The 20459-nt window shown below is 69.3% G+C and carries 19 protein-coding genes, 1 tRNA gene and 1 pseudogene; 12 read left to right on the plus strand and 9 right to left on the minus strand.

Features of this window, described 5'->3' with window-relative positions:
• Positions 1-83: 83 nt before the first annotated feature.
• Entirely contained in the window at positions 84-377 is a 294-nt protein-coding gene (locus FHS42_RS17115; protein ID WP_184573098.1) for a YiaA/YiaB family inner membrane protein, read from the minus strand.
• A 199-nt stretch (positions 378-576) separates the two neighbouring features.
• Between FHS42_RS17115 and FHS42_RS17120 the strand changes: the two genes are divergently transcribed.
• A tRNA-Pro gene (locus FHS42_RS17120) sits at positions 577-650 on the plus strand.
• Positions 651-757: 107 nt separating this feature from the next.
• Here FHS42_RS17120 and FHS42_RS17125 read toward each other — a convergent pair.
• A pseudogene (locus tag FHS42_RS17125) lies at positions 758-1250 on the minus strand (tyrosine-type recombinase/integrase); the annotation flags it as partial.
• A gap of 1 nt (position 1251) precedes the next feature.
• On the opposite strand from FHS42_RS17125, the gene FHS42_RS17130 reads away from it, so the two are divergent.
• Complete coding sequence (locus FHS42_RS17130) at positions 1252-1419, plus strand: ricin-type beta-trefoil lectin domain protein (protein WP_184573099.1); 168 nt, start codon at positions 1252-1254, stop codon at positions 1417-1419.
• Between the two features lie 108 nt (positions 1420-1527).
• Here FHS42_RS17130 and FHS42_RS17135 read toward each other — a convergent pair whose 3' ends face one another.
• Positions 1528-2421, minus strand: coding sequence for a hypothetical protein (locus FHS42_RS17135; RefSeq protein ID WP_312866917.1), 894 nt, complete (start codon positions 2419-2421; stop codon positions 1528-1530).
• Between the two features lie 920 nt (positions 2422-3341).
• Between FHS42_RS17135 and FHS42_RS17140 the strand changes: the two genes are divergently transcribed.
• Entirely contained in the window at positions 3342-3560 is a 219-nt protein-coding gene (locus FHS42_RS17140) for a hypothetical protein (RefSeq protein WP_246494911.1), read from the plus strand.
• Between the two features lie 381 nt (positions 3561-3941).
• Here the strand turns inward: FHS42_RS17140 and FHS42_RS17145 are convergent, their stop codons facing one another.
• Together FHS42_RS17145 and FHS42_RS17150 are read right to left on the minus strand one after the other, a co-directional pair.
• Complete coding sequence (locus FHS42_RS17145) at positions 3942-4823, minus strand: helix-turn-helix domain-containing protein (protein ID WP_312866918.1); 882 nt, start codon at positions 4821-4823, stop codon at positions 3942-3944.
• Positions 4824-4832: 9 nt separating this feature from the next.
• Positions 4833-5666 carry an alpha/beta fold hydrolase gene (locus FHS42_RS17150; protein WP_184573100.1) on the minus strand — a complete coding sequence of 278 codons (834 nt, stop codon included), beginning with the start codon at positions 5664-5666 and terminating at the stop codon, positions 4833-4835.
• A gap of 523 nt (positions 5667-6189) precedes the next feature.
• Here FHS42_RS17150 and FHS42_RS17155 point away from each other — a divergent pair.
• Both FHS42_RS17155 and FHS42_RS17160 read left to right on the plus strand, forming a co-directional pair.
• A complete protein-coding gene (locus FHS42_RS17155) occupies positions 6190-6411 on the plus strand; it encodes a hypothetical protein (protein WP_184573101.1) in 222 nt (73 codons plus the stop codon).
• 181 nt (positions 6412-6592) lie between these two features.
• A complete protein-coding gene (locus tag FHS42_RS17160; RefSeq protein ID WP_033177552.1) occupies positions 6593-6982 on the plus strand; it encodes a hypothetical protein in 390 nt (129 codons plus the stop codon).
• 395 nt (positions 6983-7377) lie between these two features.
• Here FHS42_RS17160 and FHS42_RS17165 read toward each other — a convergent pair whose 3' ends face one another.
• On the minus strand, positions 7378-7662 hold the full coding sequence (locus FHS42_RS17165) for a hypothetical protein (protein ID WP_184573102.1): 285 nt from the start codon (positions 7660-7662) through the stop codon (positions 7378-7380).
• Between the two features lie 794 nt (positions 7663-8456).
• Here FHS42_RS17165 and FHS42_RS17170 point away from each other — a divergent pair.
• From FHS42_RS17170 to FHS42_RS17200, 7 genes are all read left to right on the plus strand, one after another.
• Positions 8457-9305 carry a helix-turn-helix transcriptional regulator gene (locus tag FHS42_RS17170; RefSeq protein WP_184573103.1) on the plus strand — a complete coding sequence of 283 codons (849 nt, stop codon included), beginning with the start codon at positions 8457-8459 and terminating at the stop codon, positions 9303-9305.
• A gap of 126 nt (positions 9306-9431) precedes the next feature.
• Positions 9432-10142, plus strand: a complete 711-nt coding sequence (locus FHS42_RS17175; RefSeq protein ID WP_184573104.1) for a TauD/TfdA family dioxygenase — start codon at positions 9432-9434, stop codon at positions 10140-10142.
• 181 nt (positions 10143-10323) lie between these two features.
• A complete protein-coding gene (locus FHS42_RS17180; protein ID WP_221476590.1) occupies positions 10324-11661 on the plus strand; it encodes a KamA family radical SAM protein in 1338 nt (445 codons plus the stop codon).
• Entirely contained in the window at positions 11658-12689 is a 1032-nt protein-coding gene (locus FHS42_RS17185) for an EamA family transporter (RefSeq protein WP_184573105.1), read from the plus strand. The genes FHS42_RS17180 and FHS42_RS17185 overlap by 4 nt, the downstream gene beginning before the upstream one ends.
• A gap of 33 nt (positions 12690-12722) precedes the next feature.
• Complete coding sequence (locus FHS42_RS17190) at positions 12723-13727, plus strand: diiron oxygenase (protein ID WP_184573106.1); 1005 nt, start codon at positions 12723-12725, stop codon at positions 13725-13727.
• A 133-nt stretch (positions 13728-13860) separates the two neighbouring features.
• Positions 13861-15012, plus strand: a complete 1152-nt coding sequence (locus FHS42_RS17195; protein ID WP_184573107.1) for an Ldh family oxidoreductase — start codon at positions 13861-13863, stop codon at positions 15010-15012.
• Positions 15009-15917, plus strand: coding sequence for a branched-chain amino acid transaminase (locus tag FHS42_RS17200; protein ID WP_312866919.1), 909 nt, complete (start codon positions 15009-15011; stop codon positions 15915-15917). Before FHS42_RS17195 ends, FHS42_RS17200 begins: the two co-directional genes overlap by 4 nt.
• Positions 15918-16020: 103 nt before the next feature.
• Here FHS42_RS17200 and FHS42_RS17205 read toward each other — a convergent pair whose 3' ends face one another.
• The 3 genes from FHS42_RS17205 to FHS42_RS17215 all read right to left on the minus strand — a co-directional run bounded on the left by FHS42_RS17205 (position 16021) and on the right by FHS42_RS17215 (position 20276).
• The gene (locus FHS42_RS17205) at positions 16021-16437 is read right to left on the minus strand and encodes a GtrA family protein (protein WP_184573247.1); all 417 of its coding nucleotides are present in this window, start codon (positions 16435-16437) and stop codon (positions 16021-16023) included.
• Entirely contained in the window at positions 16437-17387 is a 951-nt protein-coding gene (locus tag FHS42_RS17210) for a glycosyltransferase family 2 protein (RefSeq protein ID WP_184573108.1), read from the minus strand. Before FHS42_RS17210 ends, FHS42_RS17205 begins: the two co-directional genes overlap by 1 nt.
• Before the next feature lie 78 nt (positions 17388-17465).
• Positions 17466-20276 (minus strand): YfhO family protein, encoded by a 2811-nt coding sequence (locus FHS42_RS17215; RefSeq protein ID WP_376772618.1) that lies wholly within the window; start codon positions 20274-20276, stop codon positions 17466-17468.
• Positions 20277-20459: the final 183 nt, after the last annotated feature.

Genomic DNA, 20459 nt, shown 5'->3' on the forward strand with positions numbered 1-20459 from the left:
CAGTGCCGCCATCGCGGCCCTGGCTTCACTGTGTACGTCGAGCGACGCACGCCATGCGATCCGTACGAAGAGTAACTAATCCCTCACATGCTGCCAGGCTTAAACACATCTTGCTCAATGAGGATCTTGTCGATCCGGGCCTTATCGACTCGGTTGGTCACCTCCTCGACCTCCTGCCGGTCCCGGACGCACTTGGCGAGGGTGAACGTCGAGGTCACCACGAAGACCAGGCCAAGCCCGAGGAAGCTGCGCTCCCACGCCCCAGCGGGCAGCTTGGCGATGCCGATGGCGACAGCGGCGAGCGACAGGCCGAACGAGATCGCGGCCTGCACGAAGAACGCGGTAGTCGTAGGGCGCTGGATGGAAGGTGTCGTCATGCACGTAGCGTCGCCGGACCGTGACCCGGGCGCATGAGTACGCCTACTCAGCTCACCCTGAGTGGCACCACCGCAGCCCGTGCCCCCGCCGCCTGTCCCGAAGATCAACAGCGCGGAAGGGGGGCGCGACCACCCGGTGAAGTGCGGTATCGTTCTCGTGCGCGCTCGGCCGGGGCTCACCCCAGGCCGGACAAGCAATCGGGACGTGGCGCAGCTTGGTAGCGCACTTGACTGGGGGTCAAGGGGTCGCAGGTTCAAATCCTGTCGTCCCGACTGGAGACAGTCGTAGGTCCGGGCCGGTTTCGGAGAAATCCGAAACCGGCCTTTGGCCGTTCCTGGGGACCAGTTGGGGACCGGCGCCCTTGACTGGCCTCAGCGGATCATGTCGATCGGGCACGGGTCATGACGATCGGGCCCGGCAGGGAGCGGGGGGCGCGGAGCACGCTGAGGTGCGCGGAGAGTGCTGCCCCGGCGGCTGTGATCTTGTGTACGTCTGGGTGTAGGTAGCGCTGGGTGGTGGTCAGCGAGCCATGGCCGGCGATCCGCCGCAGGACGTGGACCTGGACACCGGCGTCGGCAAACCAGGTCAGACCGGTGTGCCGGAGATCGTGGCGGCGCGGGTGCTCGTAGCCGAGCTTGGTGACCACGTCATCCCAGCGAGTGGCGACGTGCAGGACCGCGGTGGAGATGCGTCCGCCGCGCGGGCGGGCCGGTGAACAGGCGGGCGTCAAGGTCGGGCCCGGCGGACAGGATGCGCTGGGCGACGAGAGAGCGGATCTCCTCGACGATAGGGACTTTGCGGGCCCGCTTGCCCTTGGTGCCTTTGTCGGTCAGCCCGCCGGGTGCGGGGGGCGTCTGACGCTGCACGGTCCAGTTGAGGTCGCGGGCTGGTGGCGACCAGGCGGAGGGCGCCGAGGCCGGTCGTTGCGGCGGTCACAGCAACAAGCTGGCCTCGGTGACCGCTTCGGGAACCCAGGACGGTGCCGAGGTCGTCCAGTGGACGGACAAGGACAAGCCCAACCAGCAGTTCCGCCTCGGCTGAGACCCCTCCGAAGGTCTCGCCGGCGACCGGCGGGCCTTCACCGTCAGTGCCCGAACCATGTGGGTACGGAATCTGCCGGGCGTGGTGTGACGTGTGCGGCGAGACCTGTCACTTCTCCAGGGGCAACTGATCGCCGGTGGCGCCGATCTCCAGGGATGCGTAGTCGGGGTGGTCGAAGCGGTGGTGGACGTAGATCTGATCCGCCCACGGCGGGTCGAGCGGTGTGAACGCGCGCAGTCCTAGAGCCCGGCCGATCGGCCAGTCAGGGTGAGCGGCATTGAAGTCCGCGATTGCGGCGGCCTCGCCGATCTGCTCGATGGTGCCCGGCAGGTCGTCGAGATAGCAGGTGACCCTTGGCAGCAGATGCTCGTGGCGCGGTCCTCGAAAGAGGTTGAGGGCGGTCGTCGTCGAGGAGCAGTAGTCCAGATCGAGGCTGACGAAGCCGACCGGGTGCTCACGCAGCACGTCCCCACGGGAGCGGAGGTAGTCGGGCAGGGCTACCTTGAGGTCGCCGATCAGCAACTCGGCCGCGCCAAGGCGAGAGCGCAGCCGCTCTTCGTCCATGGTGTAGAAGCCGGGGCCGAACAGGTAGGGCAGATCGCGCGGGTCCTTGGCCGGGGGCATACCGTGGCCGCCGTCGAAGCCGACCACCCGCACCGCTACGCCGGTAGCGGCTGCGTAGTAGCGGGCATGCTCGGCCAGGGCGAGCAGGCCGTTGCCGCCGGCCACCCCGAACTCGACCACGGTGACGCCCCGGTGGCCCAAGCGGGCGGCGAGCTCGGTGGCCCGGCGCACCCCGTAGGCGTAGTGCGGACGCTTCACCAACCCAAACCGGTAGGCCGTATCGTCGCTAACCCCGGGCAGGCGTCTGAGCAGTCGGTTGCGGGCAGCGTGCCGGGTGCCGGACTTCGACCACTCCCACACCGTATCGGCCAGCCCTCCCGCTGGCCTGCGGCCGTAGGGAAGGCCCTTCTGGGCAGTCGTCGGTATCCCTTTGCGCACTACAGTGCTCCCCCTGAACGACGGACAAACGGTCCGTCGCAGCCTCCCCGCCCATGCCCTACGCCCAATCCGGCAAGATTCAGCCAGCACAGATCCGGCCAGTCCTGTTTTCTTGGATCATGGGCGGAGGATAAGCGGTGCCAGGCGAGCCCGCTCCGCATTCGTCAACGCTTGCGGAGAGGATGTCCAGCCGCTCCGGTCCGAGGCCGGCGGTTTGGCCGACCGCCGCCAAACCCTTGAAGCGTCGCCTGGGAGCAGGAGCTTGGTCTTCCCCGCAGTCGGGGGTGCTCGGTTCCCGCGTAACCACCGACCTCGAAGGCCGTTCGACTAGCGTGATCACACCCCGAACTGCGGTCGGTCAGGCACGCAACAGTCCCTCTCCAGCACCCGCCCCGCAGGCTGAACGGGAGGCGATTTGGGGAAGAGTCCCTTCGCTTGCTGCGGGAGGGTCCTCCTTGGCCGACACTCGACGCGATGGCCAGGCAACTGAACAGTCCGTAGACGTCGCGAGGGTACATACCCTGATGTCCCCTCTTCGCCAGATTCACCAGATTCACCAGTGCCAACAACCCTGACGATTCATTGCCGGTGCCAAGAATCTTGGCCAGGCGGGGCCAAGTAGCGTGGCCAGACCATAGGAATGCCCAGTTCACGGGGACCGATTCGTGGCAACTTCCGTGCCCGCTCGCTTGGATGACAAGAAGCTCCCTTGATTGGCCTTGAGCAGGAGGCTCTTTGAGCCGGAGGAGCAGGTGCAGGTTGAATGCCTGCGGCGCCCCTCATGGAAACCTGACGGCGCACTGAGGGCCGCGTTGACATGATTGGCGCATGCTCGTCACACCGCGCCCCGATGTAGACCGGAAAAACATCCAACAGGCCCTCAGCGGCGTCCACATCACCGCGATGGAATCGACCGGACGGTGGCCATCCGGGACCTGGCCGGCTGCGGCGTTCAGTTGCTGACGTGCGATACGAGTCAGCACACCCGGGGTCGCGCCGCCGGGCTGCAAGTGTCCAAAGTGGCGACGAAGGACCCCGGGGCCGAGCCGGACTGGTCGGCCCTGGACGGGTCTGGCCCTGGCGTCCGCACGCAGCGGCGCGCCCGACAGGCCGCAGCCGAGGCTCCCACGGTCAGTTGAGGAACGAAGACCACGGCAGTGACACTGTCGTACACGCTACCTGACGTTAGCTAGCGAAGTAGTGGCACCGCAGTCACGTCCTCGGACCGCGCAGTCCCCAGTCCCGCAGTCCCGCCGTCCCGCCGTCCCGCAGTCCCGCAGCGGATGTCGCTGGCGCTCATGCACAGCATCCACGTAAGACAGCTCGACGTACGGCATCGCAACATCCACTTTGACCAGTGCAGCTACCCACCTCAGCACATCACTCGTATGACTGGGTTCGCTGGTGAGGGACCCAAAACGACGGGGGTTCGCTGTTGGACACCTCGATTCGAAAGCAGCTGTCCTTGGACAGCCAAGTTAGTCCGGTGCGATGCCCTGACCTGGGGCGACTAGGGCGGTTCAGCGCTGGCCGGAACCGCGTGCGCCACCTGCCACGGGCCTCCCTGCCCGCCAGGAGGTCGGCCACGCGACGTCGTCGATCGCCAGCCACGGCGCGGAGGCGACGGCAGTCGGCGTGAGCCCCGTAAACGCCTTCACTTCGCGGTGCAGGTGGGACTGGTCGACGTAACCGCTCTCGGCCGCGACACCGGCGGGAGGGACCCCCGCCGCGAGCAGATGGGCCGCGTGGTCGAACCGCACCAGCTGGGCGGCCCGCTTGGGGGTGACGCCGAGCTGCGCCCGGAAACGCGCCCACAGGCGCTTGCGGCTCCAGCCGACCTCGTCCGCCAGGCCGTCGATACGCATCCGGCCCCTGCTGGCGACCGTCCGCCTCCAGATGTGGACGACCTCCGGATCGACCCGCAGGCCGTCCTCGATCCGTCGGCGGACGGCGTCCGCCGCCATCTCGAACCGCTCGTCCCACGATCCGGCTGTACGCAGCCGCTCCTCGAAGCGCCCGGCGTCGCGGCCCCAGACGTCCGCCAAGGACTCCACGCTCCCGCTGCCCCCGGCCGACGAGCCGAGCACTGTGGCCGCCACACCCGGCTGCAGCCGGATCTGCAGGCACTCGCCCACCAGGCCGGACGCCCGGAGCTCCCCGGGGGCCAGGCCGATCACGACACTGCCGCGTCCGTGCCGCCCCTGCGTGTCGTAGACCAGGCCGTCATCGTCGCTCAGATCGATGAGCAAGGTGACGGACGGATGCGCGACCATCGCGATGTCTACGGGCCCGGGGTCACGGTGGCGGAATCCGGCCATGCTGATGCCCGGCAGCCGGTCCGAAGGCTCCGGTACTGCGATGTCAACGCCCGACCACGCGGGTGGCACGCCCTGCGACAACACGACCCCAGTCTAGGCCGGGCCTGCCGGCGGGGTTCCGGCGCACAGGGTCGCGAAGTCCAGCAGCAGCCGACCCACCGGCTCGGGCGCTTCCAGCATGGGCATGTGCCCAACGCCCGGCAGCATCTCGACCCGCACGCCCGGCACGACGTCGTACTGGCGCGCCGACGCCGGATTCCACCGGGGATCGGCGGCGCCGAAGACCACGAGCACCGGGAGCCCGAGGGCGGCGAGCCGCTCGGGCACGGACTGCTCGGCGAGGTACGCGGTGTTCTCGCGCAGCACCTTGCGGAACGCGCGGTACGTGGTGCTCCGCGCGTCGGCGACCATGCCGGGCGGAATGGGCGCAGGCCCGGCGAGCGTGGCGCCGATGCCTTTGCGGATCATCGCATCCGAACGCCGCCACCACAGCAGCGGTCCGAAGGGCGGTGCCAGCATCACGCGGAGGATGGCCGGCTGCGGCAGGAGCGCGTCGAGGTGCGGGCCGGTGCTGATCATCGCCAGCGAACCCGCCAGGTCGGGGCGCTGCTCCGCGAGCGCGGTGGCGACGTATCCGCCGCTGGAGTGGCCGGCCACGGTGACGGCGCGCAGCCCGAGTTCGTCGAGCAGCGCCGCCACGCGGCCCGCCTGCGCCGGAACGTCGTAGGACGTGGCGCTCGGGGACTGGCCGCAGCCCGGGAGGTCTATCCGGATGACGTGATGACGGGCGGCGAGGGCCGGGACCACCGGCCCCCAGGAGGCGCTCGAAGCTCCAGATCCGTGGATGAGTAGCAGTGGCGGCGCGTCCTGCGGTCCGTCACGGTCCACATGCATCGGCTGCGCGTGCTGTGTGTCGTGGGCGTTCATAGAGCGATGGTGTGGGGGGCGGCGACTGCCGGTCTTGTACGAATGTCGCCAACGGCCCGCGGCGGGCGCGCCCCGCATCTGGATGTCAACGATTCTGCTCGTGCTGGCGCTGTCGGGATCGTGTGTATCGGATGTAGTGGCGGATGCTGTCGTATGTGACCAAGTAGTCGTGGTGGTCTATCGGCCGCGACGACGCGTCCCCCGTCGCGACGGGTTGCCGAACGGATGTTTCTTGCACCGAGTGGGCGGCCGGGACCAGGTCGCGGGAGGGATTGGACGCACGCGCTGGCGTCGGGGTCTGAGCGTGGAGGTTTCTGAACCGGTTCAGGCGGGGGTCGTGGTCATCCGCGCAATGTGCCGCCCGGCCTCGGCGGTCCGGGCCGGTTCACCGGCGGTAACAGTGGCTTAACCGCTCTGTTCTGGTGAGCTGAAACAACCAGCCTGGCCCTGCTGGCCAGGGCACTATCACCGCTGATAGCGGCCTGGTCCTACCCCCAGGGCAGGACCTGGGAGACTAGGGATCATGACCGACCGCCGACCGCTCTCGCTGCCCGTCTTCTCCGAGCCTGCTTCCGATGCTCCCGTCCCCGCCCAGGCGGGTGGGCGCCGGCTGATGCCGATCGAGCAGGGCGCCGACTTCCGCCAGCCGCCTGGCGAGACCGAGCCCGAGCCCGCACCCGCCCCGGCCCGACGTCCGCTCGCCCCCGGCGGCCTCACCTTCTCAGACCCGGACCGCCATATCTGAGCACTACCACCACGGGTTGCGCCACGTCCGGGACCAGCTCACCACCTAGGCCCACCGCCCAGTGTGCCAGCGCCTCCACCTGGACAGTGGCCGTAGCCGGCCCGGCTCCCGCCTCGGATACCGTGTTCCTCCCCGGGGTGCCACAACGGATGTGACGCCCCCCACCGGAGGTAGTCAGCGTATGAGTTCAAAGCGCAGCAAGAATCCAGCACTACCCGTACTTGACGACGCGTTCCGACTCGCGTCGGTCAAGGACGCCGAAGAGTCCACCCGTGACTTGGCCGCGCGGCTGGCCACCACCGAGCTGCGCCGCGTTTCTCACCCGGGCCGGGTCACCTGGGAGCCCACCGATCAGGCCGAGCCCGTACCGGTCCCGCCGACTGTGGTCGACGGTGACGGGGACCTGTGGCTGCGGGACCGGGGCACTGGCACCTGGACCATGCCCGAGTTCGACCCGAAGGAGTTCCCGGCCCGCTGTGGCGAGGTTCTGACGTGGAACCAGCTTGCCCGCGAGTTCGGCCCGCTTACCGCACTGGCCGACGACCGCCGCATCGGCGGCGGCCGGCGCTGACCGCGCAGCCTTCTGGGATGACCGCGCCCCTGAAGCGCCCGTTACGGGTAGCTGGGAGCTCCAGCTCACCGCCGAGCTCGACGATGACGGCGAGCGAGCGTGGTGGTCGGTCACGATGTCTCCATGTTGCAGCCGGATACGTCGTCGCTGTCCGTGGGGTTGGGGTGGAAGAAGCGGGTGTAGCGGAGTCCGGTCTCCGGAGTGATGTTGGACACCGCGCATGGGTGCTGCGGGTCAGCGCCGGTGGCGGCGGCCTTTCGAGGATTCGGTCCTCGCGAGGTTGCTGGGCGGTGACCGGGAGGTCGCGTAGCAGAGGCTGCATCCAGCCGGTTGTGACGGGGCTCGGGTGGCGCGGTCTGCGAGCTGTTGCACACGTGAGGGTTGCGCGTATGTGGTCAGCGCTGGTGCCGGAGGTGGATGTAGTCGCGGCGGCCTGCTGGGCCTGCTGGGTGAAGGCGTCGAGGGGGGTGGTCGATGTCGCCGAGCGTGAGCCGGCCGCGGGTGAAGTCGATGGCGGTCAGGGGCAGCGCTCGGGCCTGGTGCGGGTAGAGCGCATGGATGCCGACGAGGGCGATCAGCAGCTTCAGGGCGGGGTTGGTCTCGGCGGCTGCGGTCAGACGCTGGATCGTTTCGGGGCTCAGCGGCATGGGCACCGAGCCGGGCCGAGATCTCAGGCTCACGCCTCGTGCGGGGTTGGCGAACAACAGCCCAACCGGCGGCTGACCGCCGCCGCCACGGTCATCGCCTCGCTCCACCACGACAACCTGAGCGCGATGGAGGAGCCGCCCGCCGACCATCAGGGGTGGACGGATGTGATCCGCGACAGTGTCAGGGTGCGGCTGGAGCGCTGGCGCGAGCGCGGCGAGGCCGCAGTCCTGTGCCGGGCTTCACGAGGCTGGCCTGGGGACCAGTGGGGGACCGCACGGTGTGCCCGGTGGTCTACGTCAGGCCCCCGCAAGCACGGCAGGCACCCAATTTAAGCCTGTTAAGTCCGGAAAATACCCCCGACCTCACTCGCGGGAGTCAAGGGGTCGCAGGTTCACATCCTGTCGTCCCGACGGTGCAAGAAGGGCTGAGAGCCCAGGTCAGGGCCTCGGTGCCACTTCGGTGGGGCCGGGGCCCTTGGCTGTTGCCACAGCCCTGTCCTCGGCACCGCGGGCGGCTGCATGACCGCTGACTGCACGGCTGCATGGCTGCACGCCTGCCTGTGCTAGCCGGCCTTCGCCGCGAGGGACGCGGCGGCGACCCGCCGCGGGTCCCAGGCCCCTCCCCCGCCGCACTACTCGCCTCGTATCGCGAACGTCCCAGCCCGATTCTGGCGGGATTCTGCGCTTCCGTGGGGTAGTTCCCTGCCCACAATGGCGGTGGCTGAGAAGCACGGGCGCGGGCACGCCGTCCAGTCGTTCCTGTCCATGAACCGTCATGGAGGGGGTGGGCTGTGCGGTATGAGTGCTGTTCCGCGGGAACGTGGGAGATGGCGACGGCGCTGCCGGCCGCTGCGTTGCGGCCCGGTGTGGTGCGGTACCGAGGGTTTCGGCTTGATCTCGCGCTGCCGCGGCGGCGTCTTGAACTGCCCGACCACATGGCGACGTTCGTGATCCTCTTTGGACAACAGCTGCACGTCTGTGCCGCCGTGGGGCAGGAGGCCGGGCAGATGGCCACGTATGGCTCGCTGGTTGCGGGGCCGCAGGCTCGGGCTCGGATCGGGGAGCATGATGGTCGGCTCGCGGGGGTTGAGGTGGTGCTCGCGCCCTGGGCCGCGTACACGCTCTTCGGTACGCGGATGGATCTGCTGGCCAACTGGCTGGTGGGGCCGGATGACCTGCTGGGGGCCCGGTTCCAGGGGCTGGACGAGCAATTGAGTGCCTGCCCGGACTGGGCCACGCGGTTCGCGCTCCTTGACGTGGTGCTGGCCCGCTGGTTCGCGGTGGGGCCGCCGGTTTCGGCGCGGGTGCGGTGGGCGTGGGACCAGCTCAGCAGGACGGTTGGCAATGTGCCGGTTCGCGAGCTTGCCAAGGAGTGCGGCTGGAGCGAGCGGCACCTGGAGCGGCGGTTCGGGCAGCAGATCGGCTTGCGGCCCAAATCCATCGCGCGGTTGATGCGGTTGCGCGGGGCGTTGCGGTTGCTGACCGATGGGCACTCGGGTGCCAGTGCAGCCGCGCTCTCGGGCTACGCCGATCAGGGCCATCTGACCCGGGAGTTCAAGGCCATGACGGGCTGGACCCCCGTGCCGTTTTTGCGGGCCCGCGCGCTCAGGCATGGCGGCCCGCCGGATGTGGATCGAGCGAAGGGGCAGCCCACCAGCCTCGTACTGCCCTCTTGAGCCACATGGCGCTGTCTTGCGCCAGCATCGGTGTGAGGTCGGTTTTCTTCAAGACAGCTCCCGCACCGGTTGCCAGGCTGCTTCCGTCACGGCACCACCACAGCGCCGACTCAAAGGGACGACGGCATGCCACCGACACCGGCCGAACGCGTACGCGCCACGCTCAGCACCGACGGCTACGCACTCGTGGACTGTCTCGGTGGCCAGCGGCAGGCCATCGAGTTGCTCCAGGACATCGGCCGGTTCATTCCCCAGTACGGCAACACGGTCGAACACGAGGTCGTCTACCGCCCCGGCAACGACGGGCGAGCCTACTCGCAGAGCCGCAATGCCATCCGGGCGCACACCGAGGCGCCCGGCTGGGACCCGAGCCCGCGCCATCTGGCCCTCTACTGCCACCGGCAGGCCCGCTGCGGCGGGGGCCATACCGATCTCCTGGACTGGCAGGTGCTGGAGAAGGTGCTCGGCGTGGCCGAGGTGGAACTCCTGTCGGGCCCGACCCTCAGCTTTCCCGGGCCCGGCCCGGCCGGCCCCGTCGTCACCGCGATGCTCGCCGATGAGGGTGGCCGTCCCATCCTGCGGTTCAGCTACAACCTGCTCACCGCGGCGGACTACGATCCGCCCCTGGATGCGGTGGTGGAGCCCGACGCCCTTCCGCTGGGGCAGGACGGCATCGACCTGGCCCACCGGGTGAGCGACCTCTTCGACCAGTACCGTGTTTCGGTGCTCGTTCCCGATGGCGCGCTGCTCATCTGGGACAACCAGCGGATGCTGCACGCCCGTTCGCAGTACGAGGATGTCGGGCGCCATCTGACCCGGTATTGGATCGCCGCCTGATTCCGCCGCGCGCAAGGCCCCAGCCGCCTCGGCCCCACCAAAGCGCCGAGCCCCCGCACACCGAAGCGCCCCGCCCCACGCCCGGCCACCCGGTCGTCTGTCCCCCACCTGACGGCAGCCCATGGAAGCGCCCCACCCGGCATCCCGCGCTGGGCCCTCACCAGAAGGGCACACCCCTGAGATGACCACCCACGAACAGGGCGGCTCCGCGACACGGACCGTGTCCGGCCGCCGTCTCGCTGCCCTCGTGCGCGATCGGTGCGCCGACGAACAGCTCGCGCACGATGTGGAAGTGGTGCGCCAGGTCCTGCCGTTCAAGGTCAGCCGCCATGTCATCGACCAGCTGGTCGATTGGAAGAGCGCGCCCGACGACCCGCTGTATCGACTGCTGTTCCCGCATCGCGACATGCTCGACCCGAAGCACTTTCGGGCCATCGAGCGCGCCCTGGGCGATCCGGTTGCGTTGCGAAGTGCCGTGGCCTCGGTCCGCGGCACCCTCAATCCGCACCCCGGTGAGCAGCTCACCCGCAACATCCCGCACGAGGACGGCGACGAGGTGAGCGGAGTGCAGCACAAGTACGCGCAGACCGCGCTGGTCTTCCCGCGGCACGGGCAGACCTGCCACGCGTACTGCGCGTACTGCTTTCGCTGGGCGCAGTTCGTCGGCCATCCGGAGTTGCGGATCGCGGATGAGGGGCCGCGCCAGGTCATCGCCTATCTGCGGCGGCACCCCGAGGTGAGCGATGTGCTGCTCACCGGCGGTGATCCGCTGGTGATGCGGTCCGAGCTGCTGGAGCCGTACATCGACGCCCTACTCGGGCCGGGGCTTGAGCACATCAGCACCCTTCGCATCGGCACCAAGGCGTTGTCCTTCCACCCGGCTCGGCTGGTGAACGACCCTGATGCGGCGCGCCTGTTGAGGCTTCTGGAGAGCGTCACCGCGGCCGGGCGCCAGCTCGCGGTGATGCTGCACGTGTCCCACCCCAGGGAGTTGGAGCCGGCCGTCACCCGGCAGGCGGTGGCCGCGCTGCGCGCGGTGGGGGCCCAGTTGTGGGCGCAGGCTCCCGTCGTACGCCATGTCAATGACGACCCGACGGTGTGGGCGGACGCCTGGCACGCACAGCTCATGCTCGGCATTCACCCGTACTACCTGTTCGTGGAGCGGGATACCGGCGCGCAGCGCTACTTCGGGTTGCCGTTGCAGCGTGCGTACGAGATCTATCGCGACGCTGTGGTGCGTATGTCCGGGCTGGGGCGTACGGCACGCGGCCCGGTGATGTCCACGACCGAGGGGAAGGTGACCGTGGACGGGGTGGCCGAACTGCCGGGCGGGCGAGCCTTCGCGTTGCGCTATCTCCAGGCCCGGGTGCCGGATGTGGTGGGGCGGCCGTTTTACGCGGTCTGGGACCCGGCCGCCCAGTGGTGGTCGGAGCTGGTGCCCTTCAGCCGTCATGACCGCGGTTTCTTCCCACCGGGTGCGCGGGGTGCCGGCGGCGCGGACCGGGCTGCGGCCCGATGACCAGTGCGCCGCGTACGCCGAGCGCGCCGGTCGTGGCCGGTGGGGGTGGGCCGGCCGCGGGGGTCGCGCTGGCCGTGGTGTCGGCCTGCACCTTCGGCACGGTCGGCCCGGCCACCAAGATGCTGGACGCGGCGGGGCTTTCGGCGCTGGAGACCGCCCAGTTCAGGCTGACGGTCACGGCGGTTTTGTTGCTTGCCTACACGGCCATCACCCGGCCCCGGCAACTGCGCGCGACCCGGCAGGAGTGGGCGGTCATCGCGGTTCTCGGCGTGTTCTCGTTCGCGGCGCTGCAAACGCTGTGTGGCGTTGCGGTGGCGCGAATTCCGGTCGGGGTCTTCGTGGTGGTGCAGTTCCTGTCCCCTGTGATCGTGGTGTTGTGGCTGCGTTGGGTACGCCGCATCCGGCAGCCACCCCTGGTGTGGGCGGGCACGGCCGTGGTGCTGAGCGGGCTGCTGCTGGTGGGCGAGGTGTGGGCGCGGTTACGGCTCGATGTGATCGGGGTACTGGCCGCGCTCGGTACCGCGCTGGCGCTGTCCGTACGGTTTTTGGTCGCGCGGCAGGCGCTGGAGCATCGCGATCCGGTCGCTGTGGCCGCGCTCGGCACCGCCGTCGCCGCGCTGGCGTTGAACGTGTTGTCGCCGCCCACCGCATTTCGCTACGCAGCGCTCGGGGAGTGGGTGGCCTACGGGCGGGTGAGCGCGCCAGTGTGGGCCGTTGCCGGGTGGGCGGCCGTGGTGGCCACCCTCGTCGCCTACCTCAGTGGCATCGCCGCCCAGCGTTTCCTGGCGCCGTCCACGGCCAGCCTCTTCGCGACGCTTGAGGTGGTGGCCGGGGCGGGGGTCGCCTACGTCCTGCTCAGCGAGTCGCTGTCGGCCCCGCAGTGCGCCGGGATCGCCACCGTTCTGGCCGGGGTGCTGCTCGCACAGCGGGCCATGCGCGCCCAGCCACCGCCGGTCCCGGCCCGGCCCGGGTGCCACGCTGCGGTGGCGCCAGGGGAACGGACGAAGACACCAGCGCCGCCGAGATGACCGGCCCATCCGAGCAGGAGAGGAAACCGACCGATGGACGAGCGGTTCATCAGCAACGCCGAGGAAGACGCGCTGGGCAGCGAGCTGTTCGGCGCGGTGGACAACCCGGTGATTCAGCGCCTCGCGGTCAACTGGGGCCGCCGGGCCACCGTCAAGCGCGGCGACCCCGAGCTGCTCGACATGTTCGATCCGGCGCTGCCGGACTACCCGGAGGGCATCGTCCCCTTCGCGGACCACCCCACCTATCAGGGCCTGGCACCGGAGCAGCGCGCGGCCATATTGACGTGGGCCATGCTGGCGCTGAACCGCAACACCACGTATTCGGAGACGCACGTCGTCAATCCGGCCTTCGACCTCATTTTGCGCGGTGAGTTCCCCGGGCTGTGGGGTGAGGCGCTGGAGGTCGCGCTGCTTCAGGCCGTGGTGGACGAGCGCTACCACATCTTGATGCACCGGATGTCCAGCGATGTCATGCGCGCCAAGCGCGGTGCGCACTTGCTGGAGCGGGAGTTGCCACTGCCGTACGTCTCGACCCGGCACGGAGAATTGGTCGCCCAAGCGCCCGAGCGTTGGCAGCGCAGCCTGCTGACCCTCGCGTTCTCCACCACGACCGAGCTGTGCATCGGCGCCTATCTGGAACTGCTGGCCAAGGCTGCGGACGTACAGCCGATGAATGTGACCATCGCCCGGCTGCACCGGCACGACGAGGTGTGCCACGGCTCCATCAGCGGCGAACTCCTCAAGACGCTCTATCCGCAGCTCAACACGGAGCAGCAGCGGTTTCTGGTCGAGTCGCTGTGCGTGGCGCTCACGGCGTACTCGGCCAACGACTATCGCGCCTGGGAGGCGATCATGCGGCTGGTGGGGGTGCCGGGCGGTACGCAGATGCTGCGGGATTGCCAGTCGGCGGGCCGCACCGTGCTGCTCCGCGACTACAGCGGGCTGCACCGGGTGCTCAGCGAACTCGACGTCCTGGACGCCATCGACTTCGACTGGTCGAGCGTCAAGGTGAGCGACGAGCTGCCGTACGTGCTGTAGCCGGTGCGCTCTGCGCGGGGCCGGCGACCGCCGGATTCGCGGCGCGGCATGCGGCTCCCCGCCGTCCGCGCACCCCGGGCCGGGCAGCGGCGCCGGAACACCTCAAAGGGAAGCGACGGAGGTACCACATCCCGTGACAGTGGACGAGAGTGCGGCGGCGTACCGGATGGATGCGGTGACGGCCAGGGCGATCGTGATGCGCGCGCTCGCGGCGCACGGCGTGGACGACGCGGCGTGCGCGGTCGTCGCCGACACGCTGGTCGAGACGTCGATGCGCGGCATCGATACCCACGGTGTGCGGCTGTTGCCGCGCTACCTCAGTGATCTGGAACAAGGCATCGCCAACCCCCGGCCTACGATTCGGGTGGTTCGAGAGACCGGGGCCGCCGCCTTCATCGACGCGGACGCCGCCCTGGGCATCGTGGCCGGGGCGGCGGGCACCCGGGAGGTCGTACAGCGGGCGGCGGACAACGGTGTGGCTGCGGTCGTGGTGCGTAACTCCAATCACTTCGGGGCCGCTTCGGTCTACAGCCGCGCCATGGCCCGCGAGGGGATGGTGGGCTGGGTGATGACCTCGGCAGCCGCGCGCGTGGCCCCGTACAACGGGCGCGGTCCGCTGCTCGGCACCAACCCGGTCAGCGTCGCGGCGGGCGCGGGTGACGCCGAGTTCGCTCTCGACATGGCGACCAGCCAGGTGTGTTTGGGGGAGATACGTGAACGGGGGCGCCGGGGGCAGCCGTTGGAATCGGGTTGGGCGACCGACGAGAACGGCCAGGGCACCCGCGACGCCGCACAGGTGGCGGCCCTGTCGCCGGTCGGGGCCGGTTACAAGGGGCAGGGCCTTGGCATGGTGGTGACCTTGATGACGGCGGTGCTCGCCGACGCGCCCCTGGACTGGCAGCTCGACCACATCGGGCAAGCTCCACCGGGTCGGGGGCGGGGCATCGCGCACTGTCTGCTGTGCTTTGACCCGGCCGTCTTCGGTGGGCGCGACTCCTTCGACCGGCGGCTCGGGGACTTGGTACGCACCACCCGAGAAACCCAGCCGGCCGCCTTCGAGCCGGTGCGCTGCCCGGGCGACCCCGAGCGGCAGCGGGAGCGGGAGGCGGCCCGCACGGGCATCCCGCTGGACCCCGATACCGCGCGCGAGCTCCACGCCCTGGCCCAACGCCACCACATCCCGGTTCCACCGCTCCCCCAGCCGGCCGCGCCCAAAAGTTCCGCTACCGACTCATCCACTGCGGCACCGAGCTCCGCCCCGACCGCCCCAAGGAGGAGCATGTGACCGCGCTGTCGCCCGCGGAGGTCATCTGGATGGATGGCGAGTTCGTCCCCTGGGACGCAGCCCAAGTCCATGTGCTGACGCAGTCGCTGCACTACGGATGGGCGGTGTACGAGGGCATCCGGGCGCATGAGACCGGTCAGGGGCTTGCGGTCTTCCGGCTCCGCGACCATCTGGCGCGACTGGCGCGATCGGCCCGGGTCTATTTGATGGAACTCCCGTACAGCCAGGAGGAGTTGGTTACCGCCATCACCGATCTGATCGGCACCGGCGGTGCGGGGCCGCGCTATGTGCGTCCGCTGGTCTATCTCGGGTACGGCAGCATGGGCGTCGCACTCGATGTGTCCGCGGTGCGGGTGGCCCTTGCTGCCTGGGCCTGGCAGGAGCCGCCCACGCGTGACTGGCGGCTGATGACCAGTGGTTGGCGACGCAACCACCAAGACGCCATCCCGCCGCTGGCGAAGGCCACCGGCGGCTATGTCAACTCGTCGCTGGCCAAGCTGGCGGCCGTGCGTGCGGGGTACGACGATGCGCTGCTGCTGACTGCGTCCGGGCATGTTTCGGAGTGTTCGGCGGCCAACGTCTTTCTCGTACGGGAGGACGTGCTGTACACGCCATCCGTGGAGCAGGGCATCTTGCCGGGGATCACCCGCGCCACCGTGCTCGCCCTCGCCCGGGCGGCCGGCATTCCCACGGTCGAGCGACCGGTGGCTCACGCCGAGACGTACATCGCGGACGAACTGTTCGTCACCGGAACCGCCACCGGCATCGTGCCGGTGGCGTCGGTGGACGATCGCCCCACCGCGTCCAGCGGCTGCGGGCCGATCACCACCGTATTGCGCGACGCCTATCAGGACGCGGTGCACGGAAGGCATCCGATGGCGGACGGCTGGCTCACCCCCGTATGAGCCAGCCGGCGAACCGGGAGCTGCGACGCCGTTTGCACCAAGGGAGTTACGGGCTGCCGCTACGGGGCCGCGAAGAGGACGCTTGACCTGGTGTGGGAGGAGCTCACCGCTGTACCAGCGATGGCGGCTCCTCCCCAGGGCACGCCGCCTTCTCTGCCGCGGGGCGCACCATGATCATGCGGGACACGATGAAGGTGATCGGCACGGCCGCCGCCGCGGCGATCAGCGGCGCTGCCTTGCTGTTCATGCCGGCCAGATCGACCAGTACGTAGACGCCGCCGGTGGTGATGGTGAAGTTGGCGACGGTGGTGAGCGGAAAGAGTAGGAAAGTACGCCAGGCCGGGCGGGTCCGATAGGTGATGTACACATTGAGAAAGTACGAGCCGACCGTACTCAACGCGAACGCCATCACGTGCGCCGCGAGATACGGAAACCACCACAGCAAGGCGAGGTAACTGAGGTAATAGGTACCGGTGTTGACGACTCCGACCAGGCCGAACCGCACGAATTGCCCGGTGATCACCGCACCAAGTCCTTCAGATCGGCCGTGCTGGGAGCGTTCGTGGTCTGCACCAGGTAGTGCGGGCGGCGCTTGACCTCGTAGTAGATACGCCCGATGTATTCGCCGATCACACCGATCATCACCATTTGCACGCCGGCCAGTGCGGTCATGACCACGAGCAGCGTGGCATATCCCGGGGTGTCCACCCCGTCCATCAACACGCTGCCGACGATCCACAAGGCGTACGCCACGGCCACGGACAGCAGAATCAGCCCGAGATACACCGCGGCACGCAGCGGCTTGTTGTTGAAGGAAATGACACCATCGGCCCCGTAGTTGAGCAACTGGCCGAACGTCCATTTGCTGCGGCCCTCCTCGCGCACCGCGTTACCGTATTCGAAGGTAACGCTGGGGAAACCCACCCAGGCGAAGAGCCCCTTGGAGAACCGGTTGTACTCGGTGAGCTGCAAGATGGCGTCCACCGCGCGCCGGGACAGCAGCCGGAAGTCGCCTACGCCATCGACGAGTTCCACATCGACCAGCCGGTTGACCAGCTTGTAGTAGCCGCGGGCCAGCCAGGTGCGGGTCACGCGGTCGCCGTCGCGGGTGCGCTTGGCGATCACCTGGTCGTGTCCCTGTTCGCGCAGTTCGACCATGCGGCCGACCAGCTCCGGCGGGTGCTGGAGGTCCGCGTCCATGATGACGACGGCGTCACCGGTCGCGTAGCGCAGCCCCGCGAGCATCGCGGACTCCTTGCCGAAGTTGCGGCTGAAGGAGACGTACCGCACGCGTGGGTCCGCTTCACCGAGCCGCTTCAACAGGGCCAGCGTGCGGTCCGCGCTCCCGTCGTCCACGTAGACGAACTCGAACTCGTGCTGAATGGCGAGGAGTTCCAACGCCAGGTGCTCGTGAAAGCGGTCAATGACGGCTTCCTCGTTGTAACACGGGACGACTATGGAGATCAGCATGATTCTCCCCGTATGGGTTCGCGGGTGATAGGTCGATGGGTGGGGTGAGCGGTGGAGCAGGGCATGCGGTGGGGCGCGCTAGCCATGGCCCACTCCGTGGGCCGCCGCCGGCGGGCCCTGGGTCGGGTGGCTCGCACGCCGCACTCGCCAGGTGCGCCAGGCGGCGAGGGAGATGAGGGCCAGCAGCGCGCCACCGCCCGCCGCCGCGCCCATGCGCAGGCCCGGTGGGCGGAAGGTGCACTCCAGGGAGGTCGCCTTGCCGTCCAGCGGCACGGAGACGAGACCGAGGTAGGAGTCCGCGGCGCGTGCGGCCCCGTTGCCCGCCTTGCACTGCCAGCCCTCGATGCGGGGCATGGCGACGATGGCGGTCCCCCGGGTGCGGGGCGGGAGTTGGGCGTGGACGCTGGCGCCGGAGACGCTGACGTCGGTGGCTGCGCGGTCGGCCAGCCGGTCGACGGTGGCGCGCAGTTTGCCGGTGTCCAGACAACCCAGAGCGCCCTGCGGCACGGAGCCGCCGCGTTCGGGGCTGAGCGTCACGCGCACCTGTCCATGGGCCGGGACGCGGCCCAGTGGCTGCATGGCGGCGCGCCGCTTGTCCGGATACTCGCCGCGGAAGCCAGCGGGCTTGTGGTCAGCACCGCGCATGGTGGCGGTGCCCCAGTAGTGCGGCGCCCACAGGAAGGCCGAGTTGCCCGCCGGGCAGGTGGCAGCCAGCTCCACCCTCGCGTGTCTGCCGCCGACTATCTGGTATCCGCCTGAGCGATCACGGGCGGGCGTCGCGCCGTCCTCCCGCCGGGCGGACACACGTGTCGGCACGGTGTAGACGCGGGAGCCGAGCAGCAACTCCTGGTTGCGGTAGGCGGAGGTGCCGTAGGCGGGCGTCTTGCCTGGCGGGCGCACGGTCACCAGCGGCGGCACGTCCTGACGCACCACGCGCGTGGGTTCTCCCTTGCGCGGGTTCCACCTTTGGTGCGGGTCGGGCGCGGAGTGCACGCGAGCGCCGACCGAGAAGATGACGTCGGTCACCGGGTTGTCCAGGCTCTGTAGCGAGCGGCCACGTGAGGTGTAGCCGCCGCCGAGCGCCGTCATGGTGCGGCTGAGGACATCCGAGGTGAGGCTGCTGTAATACTGCGCGCCTTGGCCGCCGACCGACATTGGGTCGTTGCCCACGGTCTGCTCGCGGCCGGGCTCGGTGCGGTAGGCGGGCCAACCGTCCACCGCCTCGATCACCTCGCGTTGGGTGCGCTGCCGGTCGCCCCAGGGCCCGTAGTCGTCCATGTGGTTCAGGCGCTTGCGGTCGCTGACGGCCATGGTGGCGGCGGACTGGCCCACCTGCATGCCGATCAGCAACACGGCGGCAAGGGCCGTCAGCAGGGACCGATGGCGGGTGCGGGCCTCGGCGAAGTGCAGGAGCGCGAAGGCTAGCGCCACGGCGGTGACCCCGGCGAGCGTGATCGGGTAGGCCCACCAGTCCCGTAGGCCGCTGTTGCGGGTGCCGAGCGCGATGGCCGCGAGGACGGCGCCCCCGCCGAGCAGGGCGCGCCAGGTGGGTTTGGCGTACGACACGCAGAGCCAGGCGGCGATCACCAGCAGGGCGCACAGCACGAACGTCTGCCGAAATTGGCTGCCGTTGGGGGTGCTGAAGGCGTGCCAGGCCAGATGGGTGGGCTTCCACTGGAAGGAGAGCAGCACCGCGAGGGTCAGCCCGGTCCAACCCCATCGCACCCGCCGGGGCACCGCGCTGTTGAACGGCAGGGTCAGCGCGAGGAGCAACGCGATGGTGTCCACGTATATGGCGGGCGAGTTGAAGCCGTAGACGCCGGGCAGCAGCCGGGCGAACACCTCTTGCCAGGGCTCGGCCACGAACTCGGCGTCCAGGCCCGGATATGCCTCACCGGTGCCGGCGTAGATGACGCTGACGAGCGGTGCGGCGATGCCCATGCCGAGCAGGAGGGTGACCAGCGGGCGCCACAGCTCAAGGAGCCGCCGCGCCGCGGGCCACTGCGGTGGCGGGGCGGAGGCGCCGCTGCGTACCCCGTCGACAGCGGCGTCGCGCGCCGTGTCGCCCACGGGCGGGTGGGCAGGCTCTCGCGCTGTGCCTGCTTCGGGCTGTTGGGTGTCGTGGTGCCCGGGCTCGCGCGCCGCGTTGGGTGCCGCGGCGGCGCGAGGGGCCGTGTCGGGTGTCTCACTGATCAGTAGCCGGGTGATGAGGATCAGCGCGGCCCCGATGGTGGCCATATAGGCGGTGTAGAAGTTGGCCATCCACACGACGGCGACCAGCAAGGTGCCCAGCACCAACCGCCGCCGGGCCAGGGCCCACTCGCCGACCAGACACAGCAGCGGCAGGGCGATCAGGCCATCCAGCCACATCGGGTTGTACGAGGCATTGCCCAGGGTCCAGCCACACAGCGCGTACGAGGCGCCCAGCGCGCCCGCCGCCCACCAGGTACCGGGGCGCAGCGTGCGCAGCAGCCAGGCCATCATGGCGGCGGCAGCGGCGATCTTGAGCAGGGTGATGACGTAGACGGCTAGATCGATCTGGTCGCGCGGGAAGAACGCCACCAGGACCGCGAACGGGCTGGCCACGTAGGTGCCCAGGTCAGGCAGGAAGCTGGAGCCGTAACCGGATTGCCAGTTGATGAGCAGACCGCCATCGGCCTTGCCGTGCAGCAGATCCCACAGGTGGGCGTGAAAAGGAACGAATTGATTTCCCAAATCGTTCACACTGCGGGTCCTTGACCCGAAGGGATAACTGTCGGCGATCGCATCACCGCAGCACACAGCGACGACGGCAAGCAGGGCCGCGAGACCGGCGGCCCGTGCCCGGATACCCCGGAAAGGTTCGATCTTCTTTCCGTTTTGTCGCGGATTCACATCCGCTCGGGGCATAGTGAGAGAAGGCATGTTGTCTTTCGGGGTGTGAAAAGGTAGCCCGGCGTGGAATTGCACGCCGCCAATGAGCGCATGTCCGGTGAGACATGCCCGGTGATACGTATCCGGCCGAGCCGATGCGTTGCCGTGACCCCGACCGCAGTTGACCCACGCAGTTGACTCAAACAACGACGCGTGCGC

Source organism: Streptomyces zagrosensis (assembly GCF_014203645.1).
Classification (GTDB): Bacteria; Actinomycetota; Actinomycetes; order Streptomycetales; family Streptomycetaceae; genus Streptomyces; species Streptomyces zagrosensis.